The organism is Glaciecola nitratireducens FR1064 (assembly GCF_000226565.1).
GTDB classification, from domain to species: domain Bacteria; phylum Pseudomonadota; class Gammaproteobacteria; order Enterobacterales; family Alteromonadaceae; genus Glaciecola; species Glaciecola nitratireducens.
Window position 1 is genome coordinate 3,679,930 of record NC_016041.1, and the last position, 21,087, is coordinate 3,701,016.

Sequence of the window (21,087 nt, forward strand, 5' to 3'; positions counted from 1 at the left end):
TTTTTAAACCAATGTTAGCAGGCGCTAAACAACGATTAAACAAATGTGCTTTGAAGTAATATTGCTCTATTTTTTAAATTCATACAAAAATCGGCTCTCGAGTTCTTCGCTAGTAATCGGCTTGCTAATTAAATAACCTTGCAAAAAATCACAGCCTTCCCTAATCAACCAATCTTTTTGCTCCTGTGTTTCAACCCCTTCAGCAACTGTTTTAAGCCCGAGAGCTTTTGCCATAGCAACGATCATTTCAAGAACAGCGATAGAAGGCTGATCGCCAGAGATGAAAGAACGATCAATTTTCAGCGTATCAACCGGCAGGCGAGAAAGATAGGAAAGCGAACAATAGCCGGTTCCAAAATCATCAATCGAGACAGTTATCCCATGCTTTCGCAGTTGTTTTAAGGCAAAAAAGCTTTCGTCAAACTCCTTCATCAATACCGTCTCGGTAATCTCTAGTTCAAGTAATTTTGGGTTAACATCGTACTTTTTGATAATAGATAACACTCTATCCACGTAAGTCTCTTCTTGCAGCTGTCGAGCAGAAACGTTCACAGCAATAGGTATGCCGCCGTACTCAGGTTCCCAGCTTTTGATTTGCCGGCACGCTGTCTCAAGAACCCAATCACCAATGGCAATAATTGAGCCGCTTTCTTCGGCGATTTTAATAAAGCCTTCTACAGAAATAGGCTCTGGATTATTATTCCAGCGTATTAGCGCTTCGCAACCGACCAACTGCCCGTTTTGAGAGCTCAGTTTTGGTTGAAAATTTAGGTGAAATTCGTTGCGCTCAACAGCATAATTTAAAGCTTGCTCTATTTTTAAGCGCGTTTCGACTTTCTCGCCCATTTCTTTGGCATAAAAGTGCCAATGTGTTCCACTACTTTTTGCTTCATACATCGCCAAATCTGCACAACGCATTAATCTACTTGTATCTTGGCCATTATCAGGATAAATCGAAATACCAATACTTCCCGAAGTACGAATTTCACGCCCCTGTAAGAAATAGGGCTGCGTTAATGCATTATCAACTCGTTGCACGGTATGCACTAATTCATTAATTTCAGTCATTCCTTCAATGACAACAAGAAACTCGTCACCACCTAAGCGCCCTATTGAATCATTACCTCGGAGCACATTAGTTAGCCTGTTGGCCACTTCAATAAGCAGAATATCCCCAACATCGTGCCCTAAAGAATCATTAATATTCTTAAAGCGATCCATGTCAACAAACAGCACAGCAACTTTTGTGTTCGTGCGTTTCGCAGTAACAATTGCTTGCGATAGTCTATCTGCTATTAACGTTCTGTTAAGCCTGTCTGTTAGAGGATCTCTAGTAGCCAAGTGGCGGAGTTGGAGTTGTGCAGCAATGAGCCCCTTTAGCATTTGTTTGATGTGAGTTAGCAACTGGCCCATTTCATTTTTTCGATTAATCGTTAAGTTCGATAGAGCAAGTTCGTCGGGATCTTCTGGATCAATTTTCGATATCGATTCAGTAATACGACGCAAAGGTGAGGTTAACAAATTAGAAGATAGCCATAACAGTATTAAAGCAATCATCAGTGCCTGCAATAAGCTAGCTATAATAACACTAGCCGCAAACGTCAAAAACTCATGAGCAATAGGGAGCAAATTTAGCCTTATTGAAAGCACGCCGATCTTGCGCTTCGTGCTATTCACTTCGACAAATAAGTCTCTTTCACCTCCAATATCCTCACCAATGAAATTAGCAATAACCCAGTCCATAGTAGGTGTGCTTTCTGCAATAGACTTATGTGATTCAGCGAGAATATTTTCAGCTTCACCATAGAGCACAGCATCTTGAACCATGCCTAACGCAGTCATGCTGCCGACAACTTGTTGGGCTAAAACAGGATCGAGAGTCCAAGCTGCGTTAGCAGCTCCACCTTCCGCTGCGGTAAGAATTTCTTGCGCCAAACTGAGTGCTTCCTCACGCTGTTCAGAAATTTGAATACTGAGTGAAACCCCACTTACTGAGAGCCCAATTACAATGCTAAGCACTAAAGCCACGATGGCTTGAGTTAGCGCTAACGACTTGCCTACGTAATCAATGATTCTCATTAAACTTAATGCCCTAAGATGCTGCAACTCTCAAAATGTTAATAACTTGTGCTTTTTCTTTCGCTATCATTCGGCATCGAAATACAACACATTTTTATACTTTTTATTCTTTTTCACACTCTCTAAATTGGCAACACAAGCATCTCTTACTGCCTCGGTTTTGAACATAAAACCGTTAGGACTTTTTCCAAATAGAGGTAATATATTCACCGGAACCGTTACATCAAGTCCACTTTCTTTTAGCATCTGTTGTCGATAATACTCGTAAATATTACCGTCCATTTGAACAAAATCTACTCGTCTGCTGAATAGCATTCTCAACTGATTTTTTTGATTATATGTTTCGCTGTAATTTTTATTCTGCTTTGCCATGTCGGCATACTCGCCGCCAATGTGCGCAATTGCTCCCTGCCATGAAAGCAAAGAATATTCAGATAGCTCTTCAATCGTCTTTACTTCAAACTTCCTATCAGCAAGTGAGAAAAGAAAGTTTTCATAGGCGTACACATACCCGGTGTAGTAGCCCTCAAGCTTCTTGTCGTTGATAACCTTTTCATTAACGTCGGTGACCACATCAACTGAATCAGTTTCAAATTCAACAAGACGTCTCGCATAAGGATGCAACTTAGGCTTCACTTTATAGCCTGAAGGTTCTAAGCAGTCTTTTAATAAATCGATCAATATTCCGCTAGGGCCATCTTCCATAACATAAGGGGGCAACGTACTTCCAAAAGATGCGACTATTTCTTTAGACTGGCTAAAGGCAGGGTTGAATGCCATTAGTGATATAGCTACGAGTAAAGCTGATTTGCTCATCATTTTTTCTCACCACTTTTATTCGTGGAAATTTTGTTCGGATTTTACTATATAGTTAATTGCTCACAGAGACAAATACTCTGGCTTGTAAACACTTCAGTTTTTAGCTAAATAAACAGTAGTTGCGTCATGATTTCGGCTTTCGTTTGTTAACACCATGACATAGCTACTCTGGTTAATTAAAGAAACTAACGCGTTCCAAAAATTTTATCACCCGCATCACCAAGGCCAGGAAGAATATAGCCCTGCTCATTTAAGCGTTCATCTATAGCCGCAACATAAATATCCACGTCGGGATGAGCCGCTTGTACTGCTTGGATGCCTTCGGGTGCGGCAACTAAAAACAAACCAAGAATATGCTCACAGCCTTTCGCTTTGAGTAAGTCAATAGTGGCGATCAGGGTACCACCAGTAGCGAGCATGGGGTCAACAATAAGACCAATACGTGAGTCAATGTCGCTCACCACCTTGTCGAAATAAGCTACAGGCTGCAGCGTTTCTTCATTTCGATAGAGCCCTACCACGCTAATTTTTGCATTAGGCACTAAGCGCAGCACGCCGTCCAACATGCCTAAACCTGCCCGTAATATAGGCACCACCGTTATCTTTTTACCCTTGATCTGACTGACAGGGATGACATCTCCCGCCCATCCTTTAATCGTAATACCTTCTACTGCAAGATCTCTAGTTGCTTCATAAGTTAATAAATTAGCCACTTCACTCGCCAACTCACGAAAATCTTTACTACTTATGCCATAGGCGCGCATTAAGCCAAGTTTGTGTTGTATGAGCGGGTGTTTAATTTCGTAAACTGACATAACATTTCCTATTCGCAAAAAACATACAGATGATAAGGCCTCATAGCATACTGCTAAAAATTCTGACTGACAATGAACAGACCGAAACGTAGAAAAAGCACGCGTGCGCATTTTTGCATGCTCTATACGCATTAATAAAACCGAGTAACAATGAAACACTAATGAGGATGGTCCCTGTTTTAGACCAAGCAATCAAAAAAGTTAACTAATTTCGTCAATTTTGACCCGTCGCTTACTCTGCAAAACTGTCGCATGTTGTATAGGTTAGGTACTTCGTTTATTCTCTTTGAATAGATATCGAATAAGTTACTGACAACTCATCACTAGATGACGATTTTTTCAGTGTAAATAATTCGGCGCTTTGAGAGCCTCATATAACAATATGACTGATGATAAACTAACAAAAGGTTTCAAAAAGGAAAGTTCAGCTCTAAAGGAAGATAAGCCACTTTTAGTGGAAAAGTCTTTGCAAGTATCAAGCTTAGCAGGGCATATCCTATTGGCTGTAAACTCAACACTAAATCAAGATTTGATTACTAACGCTCTTGAAAAAACTAAGGCCACTGTCGATTTAGCAGAAAATGGCCAAAAGGCGCTGCAAAAAGCGATATCTGGTCAATTTGATTTGATTCTAATGGACATTCAATTGCCCGTTATGGATGGCAAAGAGACCATGGCATGCTTGCAACAACTGGGCATTGATATACCAGCTTATGCCCTAACTGCAAATAACACCGGCTCTGATATCGAAGAATACGTTGCTCTTGGCTTCAGCGGTACTTTATCTACTCCCATTAATCTGAGTCAACTCTATCAGGTAATAGCCCAACACCTGAGGGAAGCTATTAAGGAAAATGATCCTCAAGAATCAACACTGTCTCGTTTTATAGCGACAACGCCAAAATTAAAAACACTATTTTTTACTGAATTATATAAACAACACGTTGCGATTGCCGATAGTATAGAGAGCTTAAACTATAATAATCTGATAGAAGTTATACATGTGATAAAGGGTACTGCAGGTAGCGTAGGTTACGCTGATTTAACTAAAATGGCGGAGCATTGTTTAACACTATTACGGCAGGATCAGCTTGAGCAGGGCGTGCAACATTGCATTCAACTAAATAATGAAATTGCTTCTCTCATAAGTGAGAATGACATGAGAGAACTAGAATGAGCATAAACATTAATATTTTATTAATAGATGATGTGGAATACAGCAGAGAGATCCTCAGGGCTGCATTGTCGAACTGTATTAATGCCCAAAGTCGGTCGATAAAAGCGGCTTTTTATCACTCATCTACTGGTCAATCAATCATCCAACAAATCGAGTTACAAAAAATCGATCTGGTGTACTTGGACATCAACTTACCTGAGATTAGCGGCATTGATGTGCTTAAGAATATACGTGTAGTGTTTCCAAACTTAATGGTAATAATGGTGTCAGGTGAGAACTCATCTGAAAATGTTAAAAACGCAATTGCTAGCGGTGCAAACGGATTTATTGTAAAACCCTTTACTTCACAGCGGGTTACCGATTCCCTTAATAATTACTTAAAAAAACAGAAAAAAGCGTAAAGGAAATATTTGCAACTTGGTGGTCAATAAAAAAGGTTTGTTACCGTTCGACAACAAACCTTCTTATAAGTATTTCAGATTGAGTTTATTTTGCTTTTCGAGCCATTTGCAAACCCGCCAAACTTAATCCCATTAGTAACCAAACGCCTGGAGTTACACCGCAAGGAATATCTCACACACTAGCGTTGTCAAAGTAGATAGTGGGTATTAAGTCTGATTTTTAGCTGGTTCGTCTTCCAAATCAGCTTGCTCAGCTTTTTCGGCTTCATCTTCCACTTTGGGCGTGCCGTCGTCATTAAATTCTGCAATAGACTCACCAGATGATTCCCAGCCCTCTCTCTCCTCGTCCGTTGCTTTAGGCGAAAATAAGCCGGTGTAAGCATAGAAGATACCGATGAGTGGTGCGGTCCAGCAAGCGAAAGCAAGGGGGATGTATAAAAGATTCTCAATATTGCCTTCAGCAATGCCCAATCCCAGCGCAGAAATTACAAACGCACCACCTGCGTTCCATGGAATTAGAGGAGACATTAATGTGCCACCTTCTTCAATTCCACGCGACAGGTTCAGCGTTGAATAACCCATGCCACGGTAAACCGGTGAATACATTCTTCCGGGCAAGGCTACCGACAGGTATGGGTCACCGGCAACGAGGTTGGTCGCAAAAGCGGTTCCAATAGCGGCAGTTTGCGTACCAGCAAAGCTACTGACCTTACTCTTAATGGCATTAATAATTGATTTCAGACAGCCTGTTTTTTCTAGTGCGCCACCAAAGCCCAATGCAATAAGTATCAAAGAGATTGTCCACATCATTGATTGAATACCACCGCGATTTAACAAGCTGTCGATTTCACCAATACCAGTGCTTATTGAATAGCCATTGTTTGCATAGTCAAAAATTGACTGCAGGCTTTGACCCTGCACCAGCATTGCAGTTGCACCACCAACGACAACACCAGCAAATAACGATGGGATCGGTGGATATTGCTTAATTGCTAACCCCATCACAACCAATGCAGGTAACAGTACCCAGCCTGAAATATAAAAATTCTCATCCAGAGTGCTTGTAATCCCCTCAATCTGTTCAAATGAAACGCTTTGCGTATCAATAACAAAAAATCCAACTAAGAGATAAATAATAAGGGCGATCAGCATCGCTGGGATAGTCGTTGCCATCATATTTTTGATATGAGAAAAAACGTCTGTTCCCGTAACCGCAGGAGCTAAATTAGTTGTATCAGAAAGCGGTGAGATCTTATCGCCGAAAAATGCACCGGAAACTACGGCTCCAGCTGTCCAATACATAGGAATATCAAACCCTTCGCCAATACCCATCAAGGCCAAACCAACCGTACCCACACTCCCCCAGCTCGTGCCTAAAGAAACTGACACTACCGCACAAATAACCATGCCAGCAGCTAGGAAGATTTCTGGTGAAAGTATCTTTAGACCAAAATAAATAATGCTAGGCACAGTGCCACTCGCGATCCATACGCCAATGATCATCCCAACAGTTATTAATACCGATACGGAGGGCAATGCGACATGAATAACGTGAAAAATACCTTTCTCAATAAATTTCCACTTCAGCCCAAGCTTGATACCAACAATACTGGTAATGGCTAAACCTATGGCAAGTGGAATGTGCGGCTCGAAAACACCGAAGTAGAAAATTTGTGTCCCGAGAATAAGCAGAGTTAATACGACAGGCGTCAATGCAAGTAGTAAGCCTGGTGTTGCATGGTCTGTCTGTTTCATTTAAATACCTCATGTTTGCTATGCATAAATTACGGCAACGAAAGGTGATGATAGTAGATACGGTTGCCTCTTAATTAACCATCGGCGTTCTGTAAAATAAGAAGGGGAATTTCAGAATGGATTAGCTGAATTACAGCACACCGACATGTGATTTAACGAAAATATACAGATGCAATGATAAACGCTATGCGGACTTGATTCAACCTAGGGGGATTTTTTGGCGTTTTGCGTATTGAAATAAACACTGGGAAGCACTGAAAAATTCGACTTGGGTTGTTAGTGATTTAGCTTGTTAATTTCAGCCTGCCATTCGTCCATCTGAGCTTCCACTTTCTTTCTATATGCTTCTTTAGATGACATTACATTTCTCCATTGAATATTGTTACGATGAAAGTCGCGATATATAAAAAAGGTCCGTATTGATTAAAAAGATAGTCTAGCTTTGAATTAAATCAAGAATCTATCAGCAATTAGTTGTCGAACATAAAGCAAACTAATCGCTGCGCAGATGGTATTTCAATAGTGAACATTAGGAGAACTTATGAAAGCTGGCAGCAAAGGCTTTAACCCCGAGTATTCAGAAGATGCGCCAACATATGAGCAGGTAAGAGAGATGACAGGCACGGTGCTTATTGAATTCGGCACGCCGTGGTGCGGACACTGCCAAGCAGCGATGCCCGCCATAAAGGAAGCGTTGGAAGCTCATACTGAGCTGCCGCATATTAAAATCTATGACGGTAAAGGGAAATCCTTGGGCCGCGCTTTTAAAGTAAAGCTCTGGCCAACCTTAGTGCTGATGCGTGATGGCCAAGAAATTGAGCGTTTAGTTAGGCCTGTGCAGGCGACCGAGATTAGTCTATTGTTAAATAAGTAGATTAAAAAAGTGATAACGTTAGTTAATACAGAGCCGCGACCGACAAAGCAGATTTAATTAATTACGTATGTTTTGAAAAGAGGGTCATAATGTAGTCGGCCCGTTATGGTTTCCCCACAGATAAGAGAATGCTCAATGCCTAGTCCTAACTCACAAGTAAAACAGCGTTTAAACGAACTAGAGGTGCACTTAAAAACTGAGAATCAACTCTTGGTTGAGGTAGTGAAAAGCTTTCGTAAGCTTGACCGCGTTGCCTATCGCTTAGGGCTGTTAAAAACTGACCAGTCGTTTGCGTTTCATGTACCTTGGTGGCCTATGATATCGGTACTCGGGACTTTTTCTGCGGGCAAGTCGAGTTTTATAAACCGTTATATTGGCGTGAAACTTCAAGAGAGTGGCACCCAAGCGGTAGATGATAAGTTCACCGTTATGTGCTATTCAAAGGATAAAGAGTCTCGTAGTTTGCCCGGCATAGCACTTGACGCAGATCCCCGTTTTCCTTTTTATCAAATGCGTGAGGAGTTAGAAAAAGTGTCTCCTAGCGAAGGCGCGCGCATTGACAGTTACCTGCAGCTAAAAACCTGCCCTAGCGACATTCTACGAGGCCAAATACTAATAGACTCGCCCGGTTTTGATGCTGACGCACAGCGAACGTCCACCTTGCGCATCACGGACCATATTATGAATATGTCCGATTTAGTGTTGGTATTATTCGATGCCCGTCGCCCTGAGCCCGGCGCAATGCGAGATACATTGCAGCATTTAGTTGGTGAAACCGTAACCCGCAGTGACGCTAATAAATTCCTGTATATCCTCAATCAAATTGATACTACTGCCACTGAAGACAATCCAGAAGAGGTCGTGGGTGCATGGCAGCGCGCAATTGCTGAAAAGGGGCTCACCGCGGGTAAGTTCTACACTATATTCAACCCAGAGCAAGCACGACCAATTGAAGACGACCGAGTTCGCGAAAGATTAGAAGCAAAAAGCAATGCGGATTTGACTGAAATCTATGCACGCATGGGTCAGGTAAAGGTTGAGCGCTTTTACCGTATTGTAGCTAACTTAGAGCGCACTGCGCATCAGATAGAAGACGAACTGGTACCGCGCTTAGTAGCGTTGAAGAAAAAGTGGCGTAGCGGCGTAGCGTGGCGTAGCGCTTTATTTATACTTCCACTAATAGTTGGTGCCGCTGTCGCAGGTATATATGGCCAGTTAAATAGCGCACCTTGGTTAAATTGGCTAATTGGTTCGTGGCAAACGGCGGCGATTGCTGGTGTACCATTTATTATCGTATTAATTTGGATTTATGCGCTGATCAAAAAAAGCGCTGCCGCGAAAATTAGCAAGACTATTCCGGTCAACGCCAGTGATCTTGGCGCAGAGCGACGCGAAGGTATTATTAATGCTTTTGCACACAATACTGGTTTTTGGAACAGCATCTTTCGCACCAGTCCTGTTGGTTGGAGTTGGCGTTCTAAAAAAACACTTCGCAAAGTATTCACTAACGCCGATCGCTATGTGCAAGAATTGAATAACGCTTACACCGACCCTTCTGGTAAGCAAAATGAAGCGTCAACACCTTCTGATAAAGAGGCAGCACCCGTGCACACCGCAGAAGATGTCAGTGCAACAGAGAATGCTACGCAAGAAACAAAAATAAACTAAAAAGAAGATTAATCATGGTTAATACCAAAATATATAAGTCTGTATATCAGCTGTCTGAAAAACTAATGCAGGCCGCTACTGACGAGAATAAAGAAATATTTGATTTACACTTTGCCGTGCTAAAAGCTATTTGCATCGATAACGAAAATACAAACAAAGATCATCCTGAACAATGGGAAACACTCGCTGATTTCACAGAAGATTTAGAGGAAGCTGTAGTTGCCTATGAAAAAGCCCTGCAAAAAGCCATTGCGGTGAATTCTAAGGACCACCTGTCGTCCATCGCATTTTCTATGGCGACACTACAAGTAGAACTGGGTCAAAAAGAGGCAGCAATCAAAAACCTTCAGGATGCAAAAATTAGTGCTAACAAAATTGAAGATAAAGACCTCAAAGTTGAAATAGATGACCTTCTTGAATCTCTTTTAGGGAGCTAAGCCCGAGGAAATCAGTATTAACAGTTAGGCGCAAATAACGGCAGCAGATTTATTTGTGTAAGCTTGAAAACTCTCCGTTTTAGCGCCTAGTCAATAAATTAGCAAAATTGAAATTGTCTCTTATACTTATAACAAAGTTTAAGGAGCAAAAATTATGAAAATTAGCTATCTGCTAGTAATATTTTTTATTTCCGCTTGTACACCTCAACCAGAAAAAGTAACTGACGATACTGCTAGCACTGAAACTTTCCAGACTGATCCTATCGAAGTGGCAGAGCAGCCAGCTATCGTCGACGATGAGTGTAATTTGGTATTGGGTTTTGATGCTTGGGAACCCTATCAATATGCTGACGTGGGCGGAAGAGTCGCCGGCTTGGATATTGAGCTTATAACAGGTGTCGCCGAAGCCATTGGCTGCAACATCACATACCAACAAGGCACATGGGTCGATCTGCTTAGTTTGTTGAAGCAAGGTAATATCGATATGTTGCTTGGAGCCTCAAAAACTGACGCCAGAGAGCAGTTCGCCTTTTTCAGTGATGCATATCGAATGGAAGAATTCTCTTTGTATATTCGTAGCGGTGAGGAAAAAAGAGCGGCTTATAAAACGCTATCTGAATTTATTGAAAGCGGCAGTCGCATTGGCGTAGTTTCGGATTATTTGTATGGTGAAGAAGTTGCAGCCTTGTTGGATGATCCCGAAAAATCTCAGTTTTTTAAAAATGCCATTATGGGAGAATTGAATATTGCTCGTCTTCTTGATCAAGACATTGATGGATTTCTTGAGGATAGTTTTGTCGGCGCCTCGATGTTGAGACGCAAAGCGTTGTCAGACCTTATTGTCGCGCAGGGTATTACTATTCAAACTGGCAACATATACGTGATGTTTAGTCAGCAAGGAATAACGCAAGACCAACTAGCAAAATTTAATGCACAACTCCAAAAAGTCAAACAAAGCCAAATATATGAAGATCTACTAAAAAAATATTCATATTGAACCCCAAAAAAATCAAGGGGCCAGGTTTCATGAAATAAACCTATCCATTTCAATATATTAACAAAAATTTAACTTTGACATATAACGTGCTATTTTCTATCCAAGTAAGTTAGGAATAAATTAGGAAAGCCACTATGTCAAATAACGATAATAAGCGAAGACAATTTTTTAAAAACGTATCCGCTAAAGGCAATATCAGAAATACCAAAGAGATACAGCTACAGCGCGACTTCAACTCAGGTAGGGTTTCACGCCGCGAATTTTTAAAAATAGCAGCAGCAATCGGTATGGCGGCACAGGCTCCTCTTTTCTTAAGCGCGGCTCATGCGCAAGCAACATCATCCGAAGAGTATGACTATATTGTGATTGGTGCTGGTTCCGCTGGATGCGCCGTAGCTGCTCGTCTCTCAGAAGATCCTGCGAATAAAGTGTTGGTGTTGGAAGCAGGTCCTGCCGACAGCAATGACTACATTCATATCCCAGCGACCTTCCCTTTTTTGTTCAAAACACCGCTGGATTGGAACTATACATCTGAACCACAAACTGCGTTGAACGGCGGCACGCTCTATGTTCCACGAGGCAAGGTATTTGGCGGTAGCTCCTCAATAAATGCGATGATTTATCAGCGCGGGCATGCATCAACCTATGATACCTGGGGCGAAACAAATCCTGGATGGAGCTATGCTGACTTACTGCCAATGTTCAAAAGATCCGAAAGTAATTCTCGCGGAGAGTCTGCTGCCCACGGTGGAAGTGGCCCTCTCAATGTATGTGACCTTAATGACCCCAATCCCATTACCATTGCCATGCTCGAAGCATCCAAACAAGCCGGATACGCAATGAACTTCGACTTCAATGATGGCGACCAAGAAGGTATTGGGATGTATCAGGTTACCCAGAAAAATGGACGCCGAGAGTCGGCAGCAGTCAGTTATTTGCATCCAGCAATTGATGCCGGTCGCCTCACGGCCCAAGCAGAAGCAATGGTGCTCAAAATAATAATCACTGATGGTCGTGCGACGGCTGTTAAGTTTCTTGCCAACGGAAAAGAGCATACCGTAACAGCGCGTAAAGAAATTATCCTGTCGGGCGGCACTATCAACTCACCGCAAGTTTTAATGGTTTCAGGTATCGGTCCTAAAGCTCATTTGAAAGAGCATGGCATTAACGTGCTTAAAGATTTACCTGGCGTTGGTCAAAACCTTCAAGACCACTTTATGATGCCTGTGGCATATCGCTGCACGCAAACTATCAGTCTTTCCCAAGCTGGGAGCGAACAACAAGCCGCACTTTATGCAAAAGGCAAAGGCATGCTAACGTCTAATATTGCTGAGGCGGGTGGTTTTTTAAAAATTAATCCTCAGTCGCCGGCTCCCGATCTACAGTTCCACTTTGCTCCAGGTTACTTTATTTTGGATGGTGCAGGCAATCCTACAGATGGTTCTGATGGCTTCACTATTCTGCCTTCTCTCGTGCAGAGCAAAGGCACTGGAACGGTTAAATTAGCCTCGGCAGATCCAAGCGTTAAACCGCTAATTGATCACAACATTTTTCAAAATGAAAGTGATTATGACACCCTAATAGCAGGTGTGAAAATTGCCCGTAAAATCATAGCCTCACCAGCCCTTAATGAACTGCGCGGAAAAGAATTTTTACCTGGCCCAGATGTACAAACTGATGAAGAAATAAAAACCTTCATCAATAAGTATGTTCAGACCATATATCATCCGGTAGGAACGTGCAAAATGGGCAATGATGACATGGCGGTGGTCGATCACGAGCTGCGTGTACATGGTGTTGACGGTTTACGTGTAGCTGATGCCTCAATTATGCCAACAATTATCAACGCCAACACCAATGCACCTTCTATTATGATTGGTGAAAAATGCGCGGATATGATCCGCAATTCATAAGGGAACACCCATGGCAATGCTGTATTTAAGTTTCATTACCCTAATTTCCATGCTGTTTTTTAGAAAACGCATGCCTGGCCGCGACTGGAAAACGGAGTTTTACGCGCGCTTGTTTAAACGATTCTTTCTAGCAGCTGGTAAGAAAGGACCTCAGTGGTCTCGCAAAGTAATTGAGTCAGTTCCCTCCAAAAGCTCAGCGATGAAGCGCATTACTGTTGAAGAAATCGAACTGGCTAAGGTACCTGCACAGAAAATCACTCCGCATGCCCTCGACACTGAGGTATCACGGGTCATTGTATACATTCACGGCGGTGGATATGTTACAGGTAGCGCAAAAGCCTACCTCGCTTTCGTAGCTAGCGTGGCTGATAAGAGTCAATTACTCACTTATTCGTTGGACTATCGGCTCAGTCCAGAGTTTCCATTCCCGACACCGCAAGAAGACTGCTACGCTGCAATAAGTGAAATTGCGATGCGGCACCCAAACCAACAGCTCATATTAATGGGCGACTCTGCCGGCGGCGCACTCTGTATTTCAACCTGCTTACATGGAGATGACAGCCTGCGCTCGAGGATCCACGGACTAGGTTTGATTTCTCCTTGGGTTGACCCAATCTCGTCATCGGGCACAATGATAAGCAACCAGCCCAACGACATGTTCACCTTAGATATATTGGCCAAAGGTTACGCGCAACATATACAAGGCGCAGACCCAATGGACACAAGAGTGAATTTCTCACAAGCGCAACTCGGAAAGCTTCCACCAATGCAAATTCAAATTGCTGGGGGGGAGGTGTTTTTTGATCAAATTATGAAGTTTTCTGAGCGTGCAAAAGCAGAAAATGTACCCACTTCCACAGAGGTGTTTGCTTCACAATTCCATGTTTTTCAAACTATCGCGCTCCACTTTGAAGATTCGAAACGCGCGCTAGCCAGTTTAGTAGCGTTTGCACGCAATTAATTCGCCAAACTATTCTCTGCACACTCATGGGCCGCTGTTTATTTAGCGGCATTGTTATCAAGCAAGTGTTTTAGTCCTTGCATGAAATCCATAGGTACAGGGAAAATAACAGTGTTACTTTTATCTCCTGCAATTTCGGTTAATGTCTGCAGGTATCTTAGTTGAAGAGCCTGAGGTTGTTTGGCCAAGGTGGTTGCAGCGCTTAACAATTGTTCAGAGGCCTCATTTTCGCCCAATGCATGTATGACTTTTGCACGACGAGTTCTTTCAGCCTCCGCCTGCTGAGCAATCGCGCGGATCATACTCTCATCCAGATCCACATGTTTAATTTCCACGTTAGAGACCTTTATACCCCATGCATCGGTTTGTTTATCCAAAATACTTTGAATATCGGCGTTTAGTTGGTCTCTTTCCGCTAACATATCGTCTAGTTCGTGCTGGCCTAAAACAGATCGTAAGGTAGTTTGTGAAAGTTGGCTTGTAGCTTCTAAGAAGTCCTCGACTTGAATAATCGACTTCTCTGGGTCAACCACTTTGAAGTAAACCACTGCGTTTACTTTTACAGAAACATTATCTCTAGATATGACATCCTGGGTGGGCACATCCATCACAATAGTTCGTAAATCGACTCGAACCATTTGCTGTATTAGCGGGATGACTATAATCAGCCCAGGTCCCTTCACTTTTTGAAATCGACCAAGGAAAAAAATGACACCTCTCTCATACTCTCTCAATATTCTAAATATTGAGAAAATGAAAAAAATAACAAAAAATGCCAATGGCATCCAAACATATTCAAACGTTAAGGTAGTATCCATTTTAATGCTCCGATTTTTTTATTACATTTAGCATGAGCCCGCTAATTGACGACACGACAACTTTGTCGCCAAGCTTTAAAGGTGCTTTCGCTTTCACCTGCCACAACTCCCCATGCAGTCGCGCTAGAATAGTTTCTTCTTGAATTGATTCAATTTCAGCCGTTTCACCCAATAAAGTTTCGACACCGCTCACTATTTTTTGTTGGCGCGACTTGAACAACATGCTAAATGTCAAAAACACAAAGGCGATACTGACAATGGCCACAGAAACAATAATTGGCCAAGCAATTTGAAATGCAGGCTCTGGAGTATCCACAAGTATGACTGAACCGATGCTCAGACTAACGGCGCCAATCACACCAAATACTCCAAAACTCGGCGAAAAAGCTTCGGTTATCATCAACCCTAAGCCAAACAAAATAAGCGCTAAACCAGCGTAGTTTATTGGTAATACTTGAAACCCATATAATGCAGTTAAAATACAAACGGCACCGACAACACCAATCACCCCTCCTCCAGGATTTGAAAACTCGAAAATTAAGCCATATATTCCGGCCAGTATAAGAATATAGGCAATACTCGGGTTTCCGACGACCGAAAGAAGTTCTTGACGCCAATTTGCTGATACCTCAACTATGGTAGCGTCATTTGTGTTGAACGTAATTTGTTGCCCGTTGCTCATGAAAGAATAGCCATTTAACTGCTTCAATAAATCATCAATGTCGTCAGCAATAATGTTGACGACATTAGCTTCCAGAGCATCTATCGCCGACAAACTAGCTCCCCCCAAAACAGCTTCAGATGCCCATTCACGATTTCGTTCCCTAAGATCGGCAAGCCCCTCAATATAAGCGGTTGCATCGTTAATAATTTTCCGTTCCATCGCACTGTTTGTATTTGCTTCGTTATTTTGAGTATCAGGATCGGACGGTGTCTGAGGTAGACCTATTTGAACGGGCGTTGCCGCACCAAGATTAGTCGCGGGCGACATAGCTGCAATGTGAGTTGCATACAAGATGTAAGTACCAGCGCTCGCGGCTCTGGCGCCTTTAGGGTAAACGTAACCTACTATTGGAATATCTGAAGACAATATGCGCTTGATAATACCGCGCATCGCATTATCTAAACCTCCCGGAGTATCTAACTGCAAAATAATTATCGATGGCTTGTTAGAGGCAGTCTCACTGTGCGCTAAATCAATCGAGGAAACGACATATTCCATAGTAGCAACCCCAATAGGACCCCGAACGTCAAGCGTCCATACAACGTTTGCCGCGAAGGTAAGCCTAGAAATACACAGAAGTATTAAAAACATCCAAATACGCGAACAAAACATATTTTTTACTCAAATTAACAAATAGTGAAGCAGTGGACAGGTAAGCAATATCTTACCGATACTCATCTTAACGACTTGACGCAGATCAAAACTTGAATAGAAAGGAAATTGGTAGAGATATAGCGAGGGATGAATATAAAATGTCAGTGCCGAGGTTGATTTAACACCGCAAATGTCTAGCGAGCCGAAAAGGATACGCTAATTGAAGAAAGTCGTTACTCAGGTTAAACCTTTTCTTTGAATAACGACCTTCCTTTTACACCTGATTTTTTACGATTAAATTCTAAATTGCAAAACAGGCTAAACGTATAGTTGAATTATTTTTGTAAACTCAATCTAAGCAAACGGCCAGTACTGCCATCTTCGAGCACATAAATATTACCGTCCGTGCTCTGCTCGACTTCTCTGACTCTTTCACCCCACTCGTAACGAGCCGATTCTTCTGCAACTAAGACAGGCCGGTCTTCTTGTACAGCAAAGCTCACGCGCACAAGTGCTTCAGACGACAAGCCACCAATGAATCCATTGCCAGTCCAATCTTTGAACTTATCGCCCTTATAAATAATAAAACCAGCAGGGCTAATTGCGGGAACCCAGGCGACTTTTGGCGCGTAAAATACAGGGTTAGTTTCATGATTAGGGATTTTCACGCCAGAGTAGTGCTCGCCTTGAGATACGATGGGGTATCCATAGTTTCTAGCGCGCTCAATCAAATTGAGTTCATCACCGTGTCGTGGTCCCATTTCGTGCGCCCATAAATTGCCATCGGCGTCGAAATCGATCCCCAAGGGGTTGCGATGCCCAAGCGTCCATACTTGATTAGCAACTTCGCCATTTCCATAAAACGGGTTATCTTCAGGAGAACTTCCATCTTGGTTGATTCTGAGTATTTTTCCTAAATTCATTGCCATATTTTGCGCTGGCGTGAATTTTTGTCTATCTCCGGATGTAATAAACAAGTAACCATCAGGCGATAATGCGAGGCGATGAGAATAATGCCCGTTACCCGTCATTTTAGGAGCTTGACGCCAAATTACCTTACGTTCGCTTAGCGATGCTCCGCTCGACGTTATAGAAAGCTTAGCGCGTTCCACAATGGCCCCACTCAAGCTGTCATCTTTGCTATCGCGCTCAACCATCGATAAAAATACGGTGCCGTTGTTAGCAAAATCTGGATGAACAATAATATCTCCCAAACCGCCTTGCCCGCGGGCCGTCGTATTTGGCACGTTGTCTACCGTAAAGCGCTTTTTGCCTGCCTTATCGATTACCCAAAGCTTACCCGTTTTTTCAGTCACTAAAGCGTGTCCGTCCGGTAAAAATGCCATTGCCCATGGTGTTTCAAAGGTTTCGAGAACATCAGCATAAATAGTGCTGTTGTCACTTCCTTTCATAGTGATTTTTTCTTGTGCCAAAGCTGTTGCGCACAATGCCGTCAATGCAACGCTTAGCGAAAATTTTGTTAGTAAGTTAATAGTATTCCCCTTAATAGGTTTATAAATTCCAATATTTACGAATTTTTGCATAAAACAGTTCATACAACGCTATTTTAAAACCTGTTCTTCACGAATATAAGCTTACCTCAGAAGAAGGACTTCAAGCCACTGAAATCTAGCGATATTGACTTAGAAATGTGAATACTTTCTTAAAAAAACGGCGCTATCTAAATTATAAAGAAGCGATTTTTATTTTGTTAACATTATAAGAATAAATATGATTGTGAAACGATTTTTAAGCGAACGCCTGCTAACAGTAAGCCAATACTAATATAAATCTTAAACCCAATAAAAAAGAACCTTGATGAAGGTTCTTTTTTTTACAACTCTATATTTGTTTATTCATCACCATTGATGAAAAAGCGTAAGGAGAGGTCTAAACACGCCAAATTAAACAACCGTCTGGCGTTCATACCACTCGCTCAAGTTTAGAACACAACTTGCACGCTTGAAGTACAGGTTGATGAGCTTTCTTCACACACTAGATATGTGTATGAACCGCCGCCTTTTATATTTAATGCATCCGTATAAGAACCATCATTTGCCGTAACCGCAATAAATTGTCCATTCCGATAGACATCAACATTACTTGTGGTTGCGCCAGACCAACTAAGGTCAACTACCTGAGTGCCTCTACTTTTGTAGCCATTAGCCGAAAGACTAAAATCGCCTGATGGTGGCGGTGGTGGTGGCTCAGTACCACCACATGGGTTGGCCGTTAAATAGGCGTCAGCGGCTGAAGCTTTCACGATGCCATAGCCAAAGTAAACGTCCTTACCTCCGGCTCCACCATCCTCGGCTGTTGCCTTGAATGCAGCACGAATATCTTCACCTGTGCAGCTAGGATGATTTGACCAAACTAGAGCAGCTAATCCAGCGACAGCAGGTGTTGCCATTGAAGTTCCGCTCAAAAATCCATAGTCACTAGAGGTGATCGAAATATTCATATTTGCCGCAGCTAATAAAGCACTTCTGTCTTCTAGTGCAGCACCTACAGCAGGAATACTCGTAGTATTGGTTGTGCCTAGCGTACCGCTCAGAATTCCGGGTTCATTATTAATAATAACCGCACCAATACCGCCGGACAGCTCACAGTTATTCACTTTATCGAAAAACGAAATCACGCCGCGATCAATAACGCAAATCTTCCCGTCAGCGCCGGCATTTGTAGCTTCAGCTGTGCCCATAAAGAAAGTTTGTCCTGCAGCGCTCCCTGTGTTTTCCATTGAAGATGAAACATAATTGGTGCTATCGGCAGATAAGCCCGAAGAAGTGGCTAAGCCAGCAGGGAAAGTAGACAAAGTATTAACACCACCCGCAGTTACTTCTACACAAATCGTTTCATCGGTAGTTGTTTGTTTACCACGACCCGTTGCACAACTCGGAAACTGTGAAAAGCTAGCAATATTATTGTCAGCATCATTAGCGCCGATCATCATTATGGCTGAATAGCCAGCAGGATAAGAACGCGTTGTATTACCGTCATTTCCAGCTGCAGCTACAACAAGTCCGCCAGCATCTCTAAATGCTTTAAATGCGTTTTCTTCTGTGCTGTTTGCGCCGCCACCACCTAAACTCATATTGATGATATCAGCACCTGCTGCTGAACATAGTTGAGCAGCTTTCGATAAATCCGATGAATAACCATAACCCTCGGCGTTAAACACTTTAATAATATGCATTTCGACGCCAGGCGCCATACCAACAACACCAAAGCCATTGTCCGCAGCGCCTATCGTTCCGGCAACGTGAGTGCCGTGCTCACCGCCTGCATCAAACCAGTTACCTGTACCTGAGTCATTATCACCTGTGATGTTATTCCAGACAAAATCAGAATTTGATGAATCCAAGCCTGAGTCAATAACGCAAACCTTTATGCCTGCATTAGGATTAAAAGTGACTTGATTCGCCTCTGACTGATAGACCGCATACGGCGTTACCTGAGTGGTCATCGGATTACCCGCATCGTCATTGTATACCGCCATCGATTTACGAATCTGGTCAACTTCGACTAGTTTGACATGGGGGTTGTTTAACACGCCTTTTACTTGCTCGAGACTGAAGCCATCAAATTCTGCGGCGATAAAACCATCGCCTTCAACTTTAATACGGCCGCCGTTTTGTTGGGTTAGTGCTTTTACAATGCCTTTGCCGTTATTATCTATTTGAATGACATAACGTTCTTGAGCTTGCACAACTGTTGCGCTCATTGCCATGATGCAGGCTGCTGCCAACGGAGTTAGCTTGCTTTCGATCAGTTTTTTCATAGGATTTCCAAAAATCTTGTTGTTTTTAAAAGCGCGTATTTCAATGTTTGTTATTTTAATTATCATTAGCGCTATGAATTCGAATATATAAACTCGATTTATTAACCTACTCCAAAAGTTTATTGCATGTAAAGAAAATATTAATACAGTTATTCATTAATAAAAATTGCTTACTGACTACAGAAAAGGTGGTAATTAGACTATATAACAAGCAGTTAGTGCTTGAACCTATCCAGCCTCGATAGGCTAAATTTTTCATGAAAACAATACTTTATAGTGCACGTGAGTTGGAGTAATGTTTACTTCTTTTGGCATATCATTCATTATCTGCCAATAGGTTTCGCTGGGAGAATAACTTTGAATAAAGATGGTCCTAAGGATTATCAATCGTTAGCATGCCAACAATGCAGGAACGCAGATGTCTTAAATTTTGATTTTACAATGGCGTTTCAGCCAATTGTAGATTTTGATAACAAGTGTATTTTTGGTTATGAAGCACTTGTCCGTGGTCTGGAAAATCAATCTGCGTTTGAAGTAATCAGTCAGGTCAACGATGAAAATCTATATCGTTTTGATCAATGCTGTCGTGTCAAGGCGATTGCCTTAGCGGCCAGGCTCGATATTCGTTCTTACGTCAGTATCAACTTTCTACCTAATGCTGTGTATCGTCCCGAGTTGTGTATTCAAACAACATTGAATGCAGCACAAGAGTTTGGTTTCCCTATCGATAAGATTTTATTTGAGGTGACCGAAGTTGAAAGAGTCGCTAGCAATGAGCATTTAAGTGAAATTATCAATTATTACCAGAGCAAAGGGTTTAAAACAGCGCTAGATGATTTCGGGGCCGGTTATGCAGGTCTTAATCTACTAGCCGAGTTTCAGCCTAATATCGTTAAATTAGACATGGCGTTAATTCGGGACATTCATATTCATCCAATAAAATTAACCATTGTGCGCAAAATGCATGAGTTGAACTGCGAGTTAGGTATTACCACTTTAGCAGAAGGCGTTGAGAGCATAGATGAATTGAGAGTTTTGCGTGAGTTAGGGATCAATTTGTTCCAAGGATACTATTTCGCAAAACCTGCGTTTGAAGCATTGCCTGACGTTGACCAATCTGCTTATAGCCTCTAGCTTGAAGAGTATTTTATGCCTTATTCCCATCGATTTTATTAATAATGGAAAAATCAATCAGTCAACGATGCAACCTCAAACCTAAATATTGTTTCCGATGGCATCAATGATGTTGCGACAATTTAGGGGTATCCAAGCGG

17 protein-coding genes are annotated in these 21,087 nt (G+C 42.2%); 9 read left to right on the forward strand and 8 right to left on the reverse strand.

Annotated features, from left to right (window positions below):
- Positions 1-66: 66 nt before the first annotated feature.
- The 3 genes from GNIT_RS15630 to upp all read right to left on the reverse strand — a co-directional run bounded on the left by GNIT_RS15630 (position 67) and on the right by upp (position 3,713).
- Entirely contained in the window at positions 67-2,079 is a 2,013-nt protein-coding gene (locus GNIT_RS15630; RefSeq protein ID WP_014110260.1) for a putative bifunctional diguanylate cyclase/phosphodiesterase, read from the reverse strand.
- Positions 2,080-2,145: 66 nt separating this feature from the next.
- Positions 2,146-2,898: a type 2 periplasmic-binding domain-containing protein gene (locus tag GNIT_RS15635; RefSeq protein WP_014110261.1), complete on the reverse strand. Its 753-nt coding sequence runs from the start codon at positions 2,896-2,898 to the stop codon at positions 2,146-2,148.
- A gap of 185 nt (positions 2,899-3,083) precedes the next feature.
- Positions 3,084-3,713: a uracil phosphoribosyltransferase gene (gene upp, locus GNIT_RS15640; protein ID WP_014110262.1), complete on the reverse strand. Its 630-nt coding sequence runs from the start codon at positions 3,711-3,713 to the stop codon at positions 3,084-3,086.
- Positions 3,714-4,095: 382 nt separating this feature from the next.
- Here upp and GNIT_RS15645 point away from each other — a divergent pair, with 382 nt between their 5' ends.
- Together GNIT_RS15645 and GNIT_RS15650 are read left to right on the forward strand one after the other, a co-directional pair.
- Positions 4,096-4,890 (forward strand): response regulator, encoded by a 795-nt coding sequence (locus GNIT_RS15645; protein ID WP_014110263.1) that lies wholly within the window; start codon positions 4,096-4,098, stop codon positions 4,888-4,890.
- A complete protein-coding gene (locus GNIT_RS15650; RefSeq protein ID WP_014110264.1) occupies positions 4,887-5,291 on the forward strand; it encodes a response regulator in 405 nt (134 codons plus the stop codon). Before GNIT_RS15645 ends, GNIT_RS15650 begins: the two co-directional genes overlap by 4 nt.
- Before the next feature lie 207 nt (positions 5,292-5,498).
- Here GNIT_RS15650 and nhaC read toward each other — a convergent pair whose 3' ends face one another.
- On the reverse strand, positions 5,499-7,046 hold the full coding sequence (gene nhaC / locus GNIT_RS15655; protein ID WP_014110267.1) for a Na+/H+ antiporter NhaC: 1,548 nt from the start codon (positions 7,044-7,046) through the stop codon (positions 5,499-5,501).
- A gap of 541 nt (positions 7,047-7,587) precedes the next feature.
- On the opposite strand from nhaC, the gene GNIT_RS15660 reads away from it, so the two are divergent.
- From GNIT_RS15660 to GNIT_RS15685, 6 genes are all read left to right on the forward strand, one after another.
- Positions 7,588-7,920: a thioredoxin family protein gene (locus GNIT_RS15660; RefSeq protein WP_014110268.1), complete on the forward strand. Its 333-nt coding sequence runs from the start codon at positions 7,588-7,590 to the stop codon at positions 7,918-7,920.
- A 135-nt stretch (positions 7,921-8,055) separates the two neighbouring features.
- On the forward strand, positions 8,056-9,588 hold the full coding sequence (locus tag GNIT_RS15665; protein WP_014110269.1) for a dynamin family protein: 1,533 nt from the start codon (positions 8,056-8,058) through the stop codon (positions 9,586-9,588).
- Positions 9,589-9,602: 14 nt separating this feature from the next.
- Complete coding sequence (locus GNIT_RS15670; protein WP_014110270.1) at positions 9,603-10,025, forward strand: tetratricopeptide repeat protein; 423 nt, start codon at positions 9,603-9,605, stop codon at positions 10,023-10,025.
- Positions 10,026-10,179: 154 nt separating this feature from the next.
- Positions 10,180-11,022 carry a substrate-binding periplasmic protein gene (locus tag GNIT_RS15675; RefSeq protein WP_014110271.1) on the forward strand — a complete coding sequence of 281 codons (843 nt, stop codon included), beginning with the start codon at positions 10,180-10,182 and terminating at the stop codon, positions 11,020-11,022.
- Between the two features lie 134 nt (positions 11,023-11,156).
- The gene (locus GNIT_RS15680) at positions 11,157-12,935 is read left to right on the forward strand and encodes a GMC family oxidoreductase (protein ID WP_014110272.1); all 1,779 of its coding nucleotides are present in this window, start codon (positions 11,157-11,159) and stop codon (positions 12,933-12,935) included.
- Positions 12,936-12,945: 10 nt separating this feature from the next.
- A complete protein-coding gene (locus GNIT_RS15685) occupies positions 12,946-13,896 on the forward strand; it encodes an alpha/beta hydrolase fold domain-containing protein (RefSeq protein ID WP_014110273.1) in 951 nt (316 codons plus the stop codon).
- A gap of 38 nt (positions 13,897-13,934) precedes the next feature.
- Here the strand turns inward: GNIT_RS15685 and GNIT_RS15690 are convergent, their stop codons facing one another.
- From GNIT_RS15690 to GNIT_RS15705, 4 genes are all read right to left on the reverse strand, one after another.
- Positions 13,935-14,681 (reverse strand): slipin family protein, encoded by a 747-nt coding sequence (locus GNIT_RS15690; protein ID WP_148261823.1) that lies wholly within the window; start codon positions 14,679-14,681, stop codon positions 13,935-13,937.
- 34 nt (positions 14,682-14,715) lie between these two features.
- Complete coding sequence (locus tag GNIT_RS15695; RefSeq protein WP_014110275.1) at positions 14,716-15,936, reverse strand: NfeD family protein; 1,221 nt, start codon at positions 15,934-15,936, stop codon at positions 14,716-14,718.
- Positions 15,937-16,367: 431 nt separating this feature from the next.
- Positions 16,368-17,576 carry a PQQ-dependent sugar dehydrogenase gene (locus GNIT_RS15700; protein ID WP_014110276.1) on the reverse strand — a complete coding sequence of 403 codons (1,209 nt, stop codon included), beginning with the start codon at positions 17,574-17,576 and terminating at the stop codon, positions 16,368-16,370.
- 398 nt (positions 17,577-17,974) lie between these two features.
- A complete protein-coding gene (locus GNIT_RS15705) occupies positions 17,975-19,813 on the reverse strand; it encodes a S8 family serine peptidase (protein WP_041246949.1) in 1,839 nt (612 codons plus the stop codon).
- 357 nt (positions 19,814-20,170) lie between these two features.
- Between GNIT_RS15705 and GNIT_RS15710 the strand changes: the two genes are divergently transcribed.
- Positions 20,171-20,947 carry an EAL domain-containing protein gene (locus GNIT_RS15710; RefSeq protein ID WP_014110279.1) on the forward strand — a complete coding sequence of 259 codons (777 nt, stop codon included), beginning with the start codon at positions 20,171-20,173 and terminating at the stop codon, positions 20,945-20,947.
- The last annotated feature ends 140 nt before the right edge of the window (positions 20,948-21,087 follow it).

Coding starts and splice junctions, on each gene's coding strand:
- GNIT_RS15645 (WP_014110263.1), top strand. CDS start 4,096: ATGACTGATGATAAACTAACAAAAGGTTTCAAAAAGGAAAGTTCAGCT.
- upp (WP_014110262.1), bottom strand. CDS start 3,713: ATGTCAGTTTACGAAATTAAACACCCGCTCATACAACACAAACTTGGC.
- GNIT_RS15635 (WP_014110261.1), bottom strand. CDS start 2,898: ATGATGAGCAAATCAGCTTTACTCGTAGCTATATCACTAATGGCATTC.
- GNIT_RS15675 (WP_014110271.1), top strand. CDS start 10,180: ATGAAAATTAGCTATCTGCTAGTAATATTTTTTATTTCCGCTTGTACA.
- GNIT_RS15685 (WP_014110273.1), top strand. CDS start 12,946: ATGGCAATGCTGTATTTAAGTTTCATTACCCTAATTTCCATGCTGTTT.
- GNIT_RS15630 (WP_014110260.1), bottom strand. CDS start 2,079: ATGAGAATCATTGATTACGTAGGCAAGTCGTTAGCGCTAACTCAAGCC.
- nhaC (WP_014110267.1), bottom strand. CDS start 7,046: ATGAAACAGACAGACCATGCAACACCAGGCTTACTACTTGCATTGACG.
- GNIT_RS15705 (WP_041246949.1), bottom strand. CDS start 19,813: ATGAAAAAACTGATCGAAAGCAAGCTAACTCCGTTGGCAGCAGCCTGC.
- GNIT_RS15695 (WP_014110275.1), bottom strand. CDS start 15,936: ATGGAATATGTCGTTTCCTCGATTGATTTAGCGCACAGTGAGACTGCC.
- GNIT_RS15650 (WP_014110264.1), top strand. CDS start 4,887: ATGAGCATAAACATTAATATTTTATTAATAGATGATGTGGAATACAGC.
- GNIT_RS15690 (WP_148261823.1), bottom strand. CDS start 14,681: ATGCCATTGGCATTTTTTGTTATTTTTTTCATTTTCTCAATATTTAGA.
- GNIT_RS15680 (WP_014110272.1), top strand. CDS start 11,157: ATGTCAAATAACGATAATAAGCGAAGACAATTTTTTAAAAACGTATCC.
- GNIT_RS15700 (WP_014110276.1), bottom strand. CDS start 17,576: ATGCAAAAATTCGTAAATATTGGAATTTATAAACCTATTAAGGGGAAT.
- GNIT_RS15670 (WP_014110270.1), top strand. CDS start 9,603: ATGGTTAATACCAAAATATATAAGTCTGTATATCAGCTGTCTGAAAAA.
- GNIT_RS15665 (WP_014110269.1), top strand. CDS start 8,056: ATGCCTAGTCCTAACTCACAAGTAAAACAGCGTTTAAACGAACTAGAG.
- GNIT_RS15660 (WP_014110268.1), top strand. CDS start 7,588: ATGAAAGCTGGCAGCAAAGGCTTTAACCCCGAGTATTCAGAAGATGCG.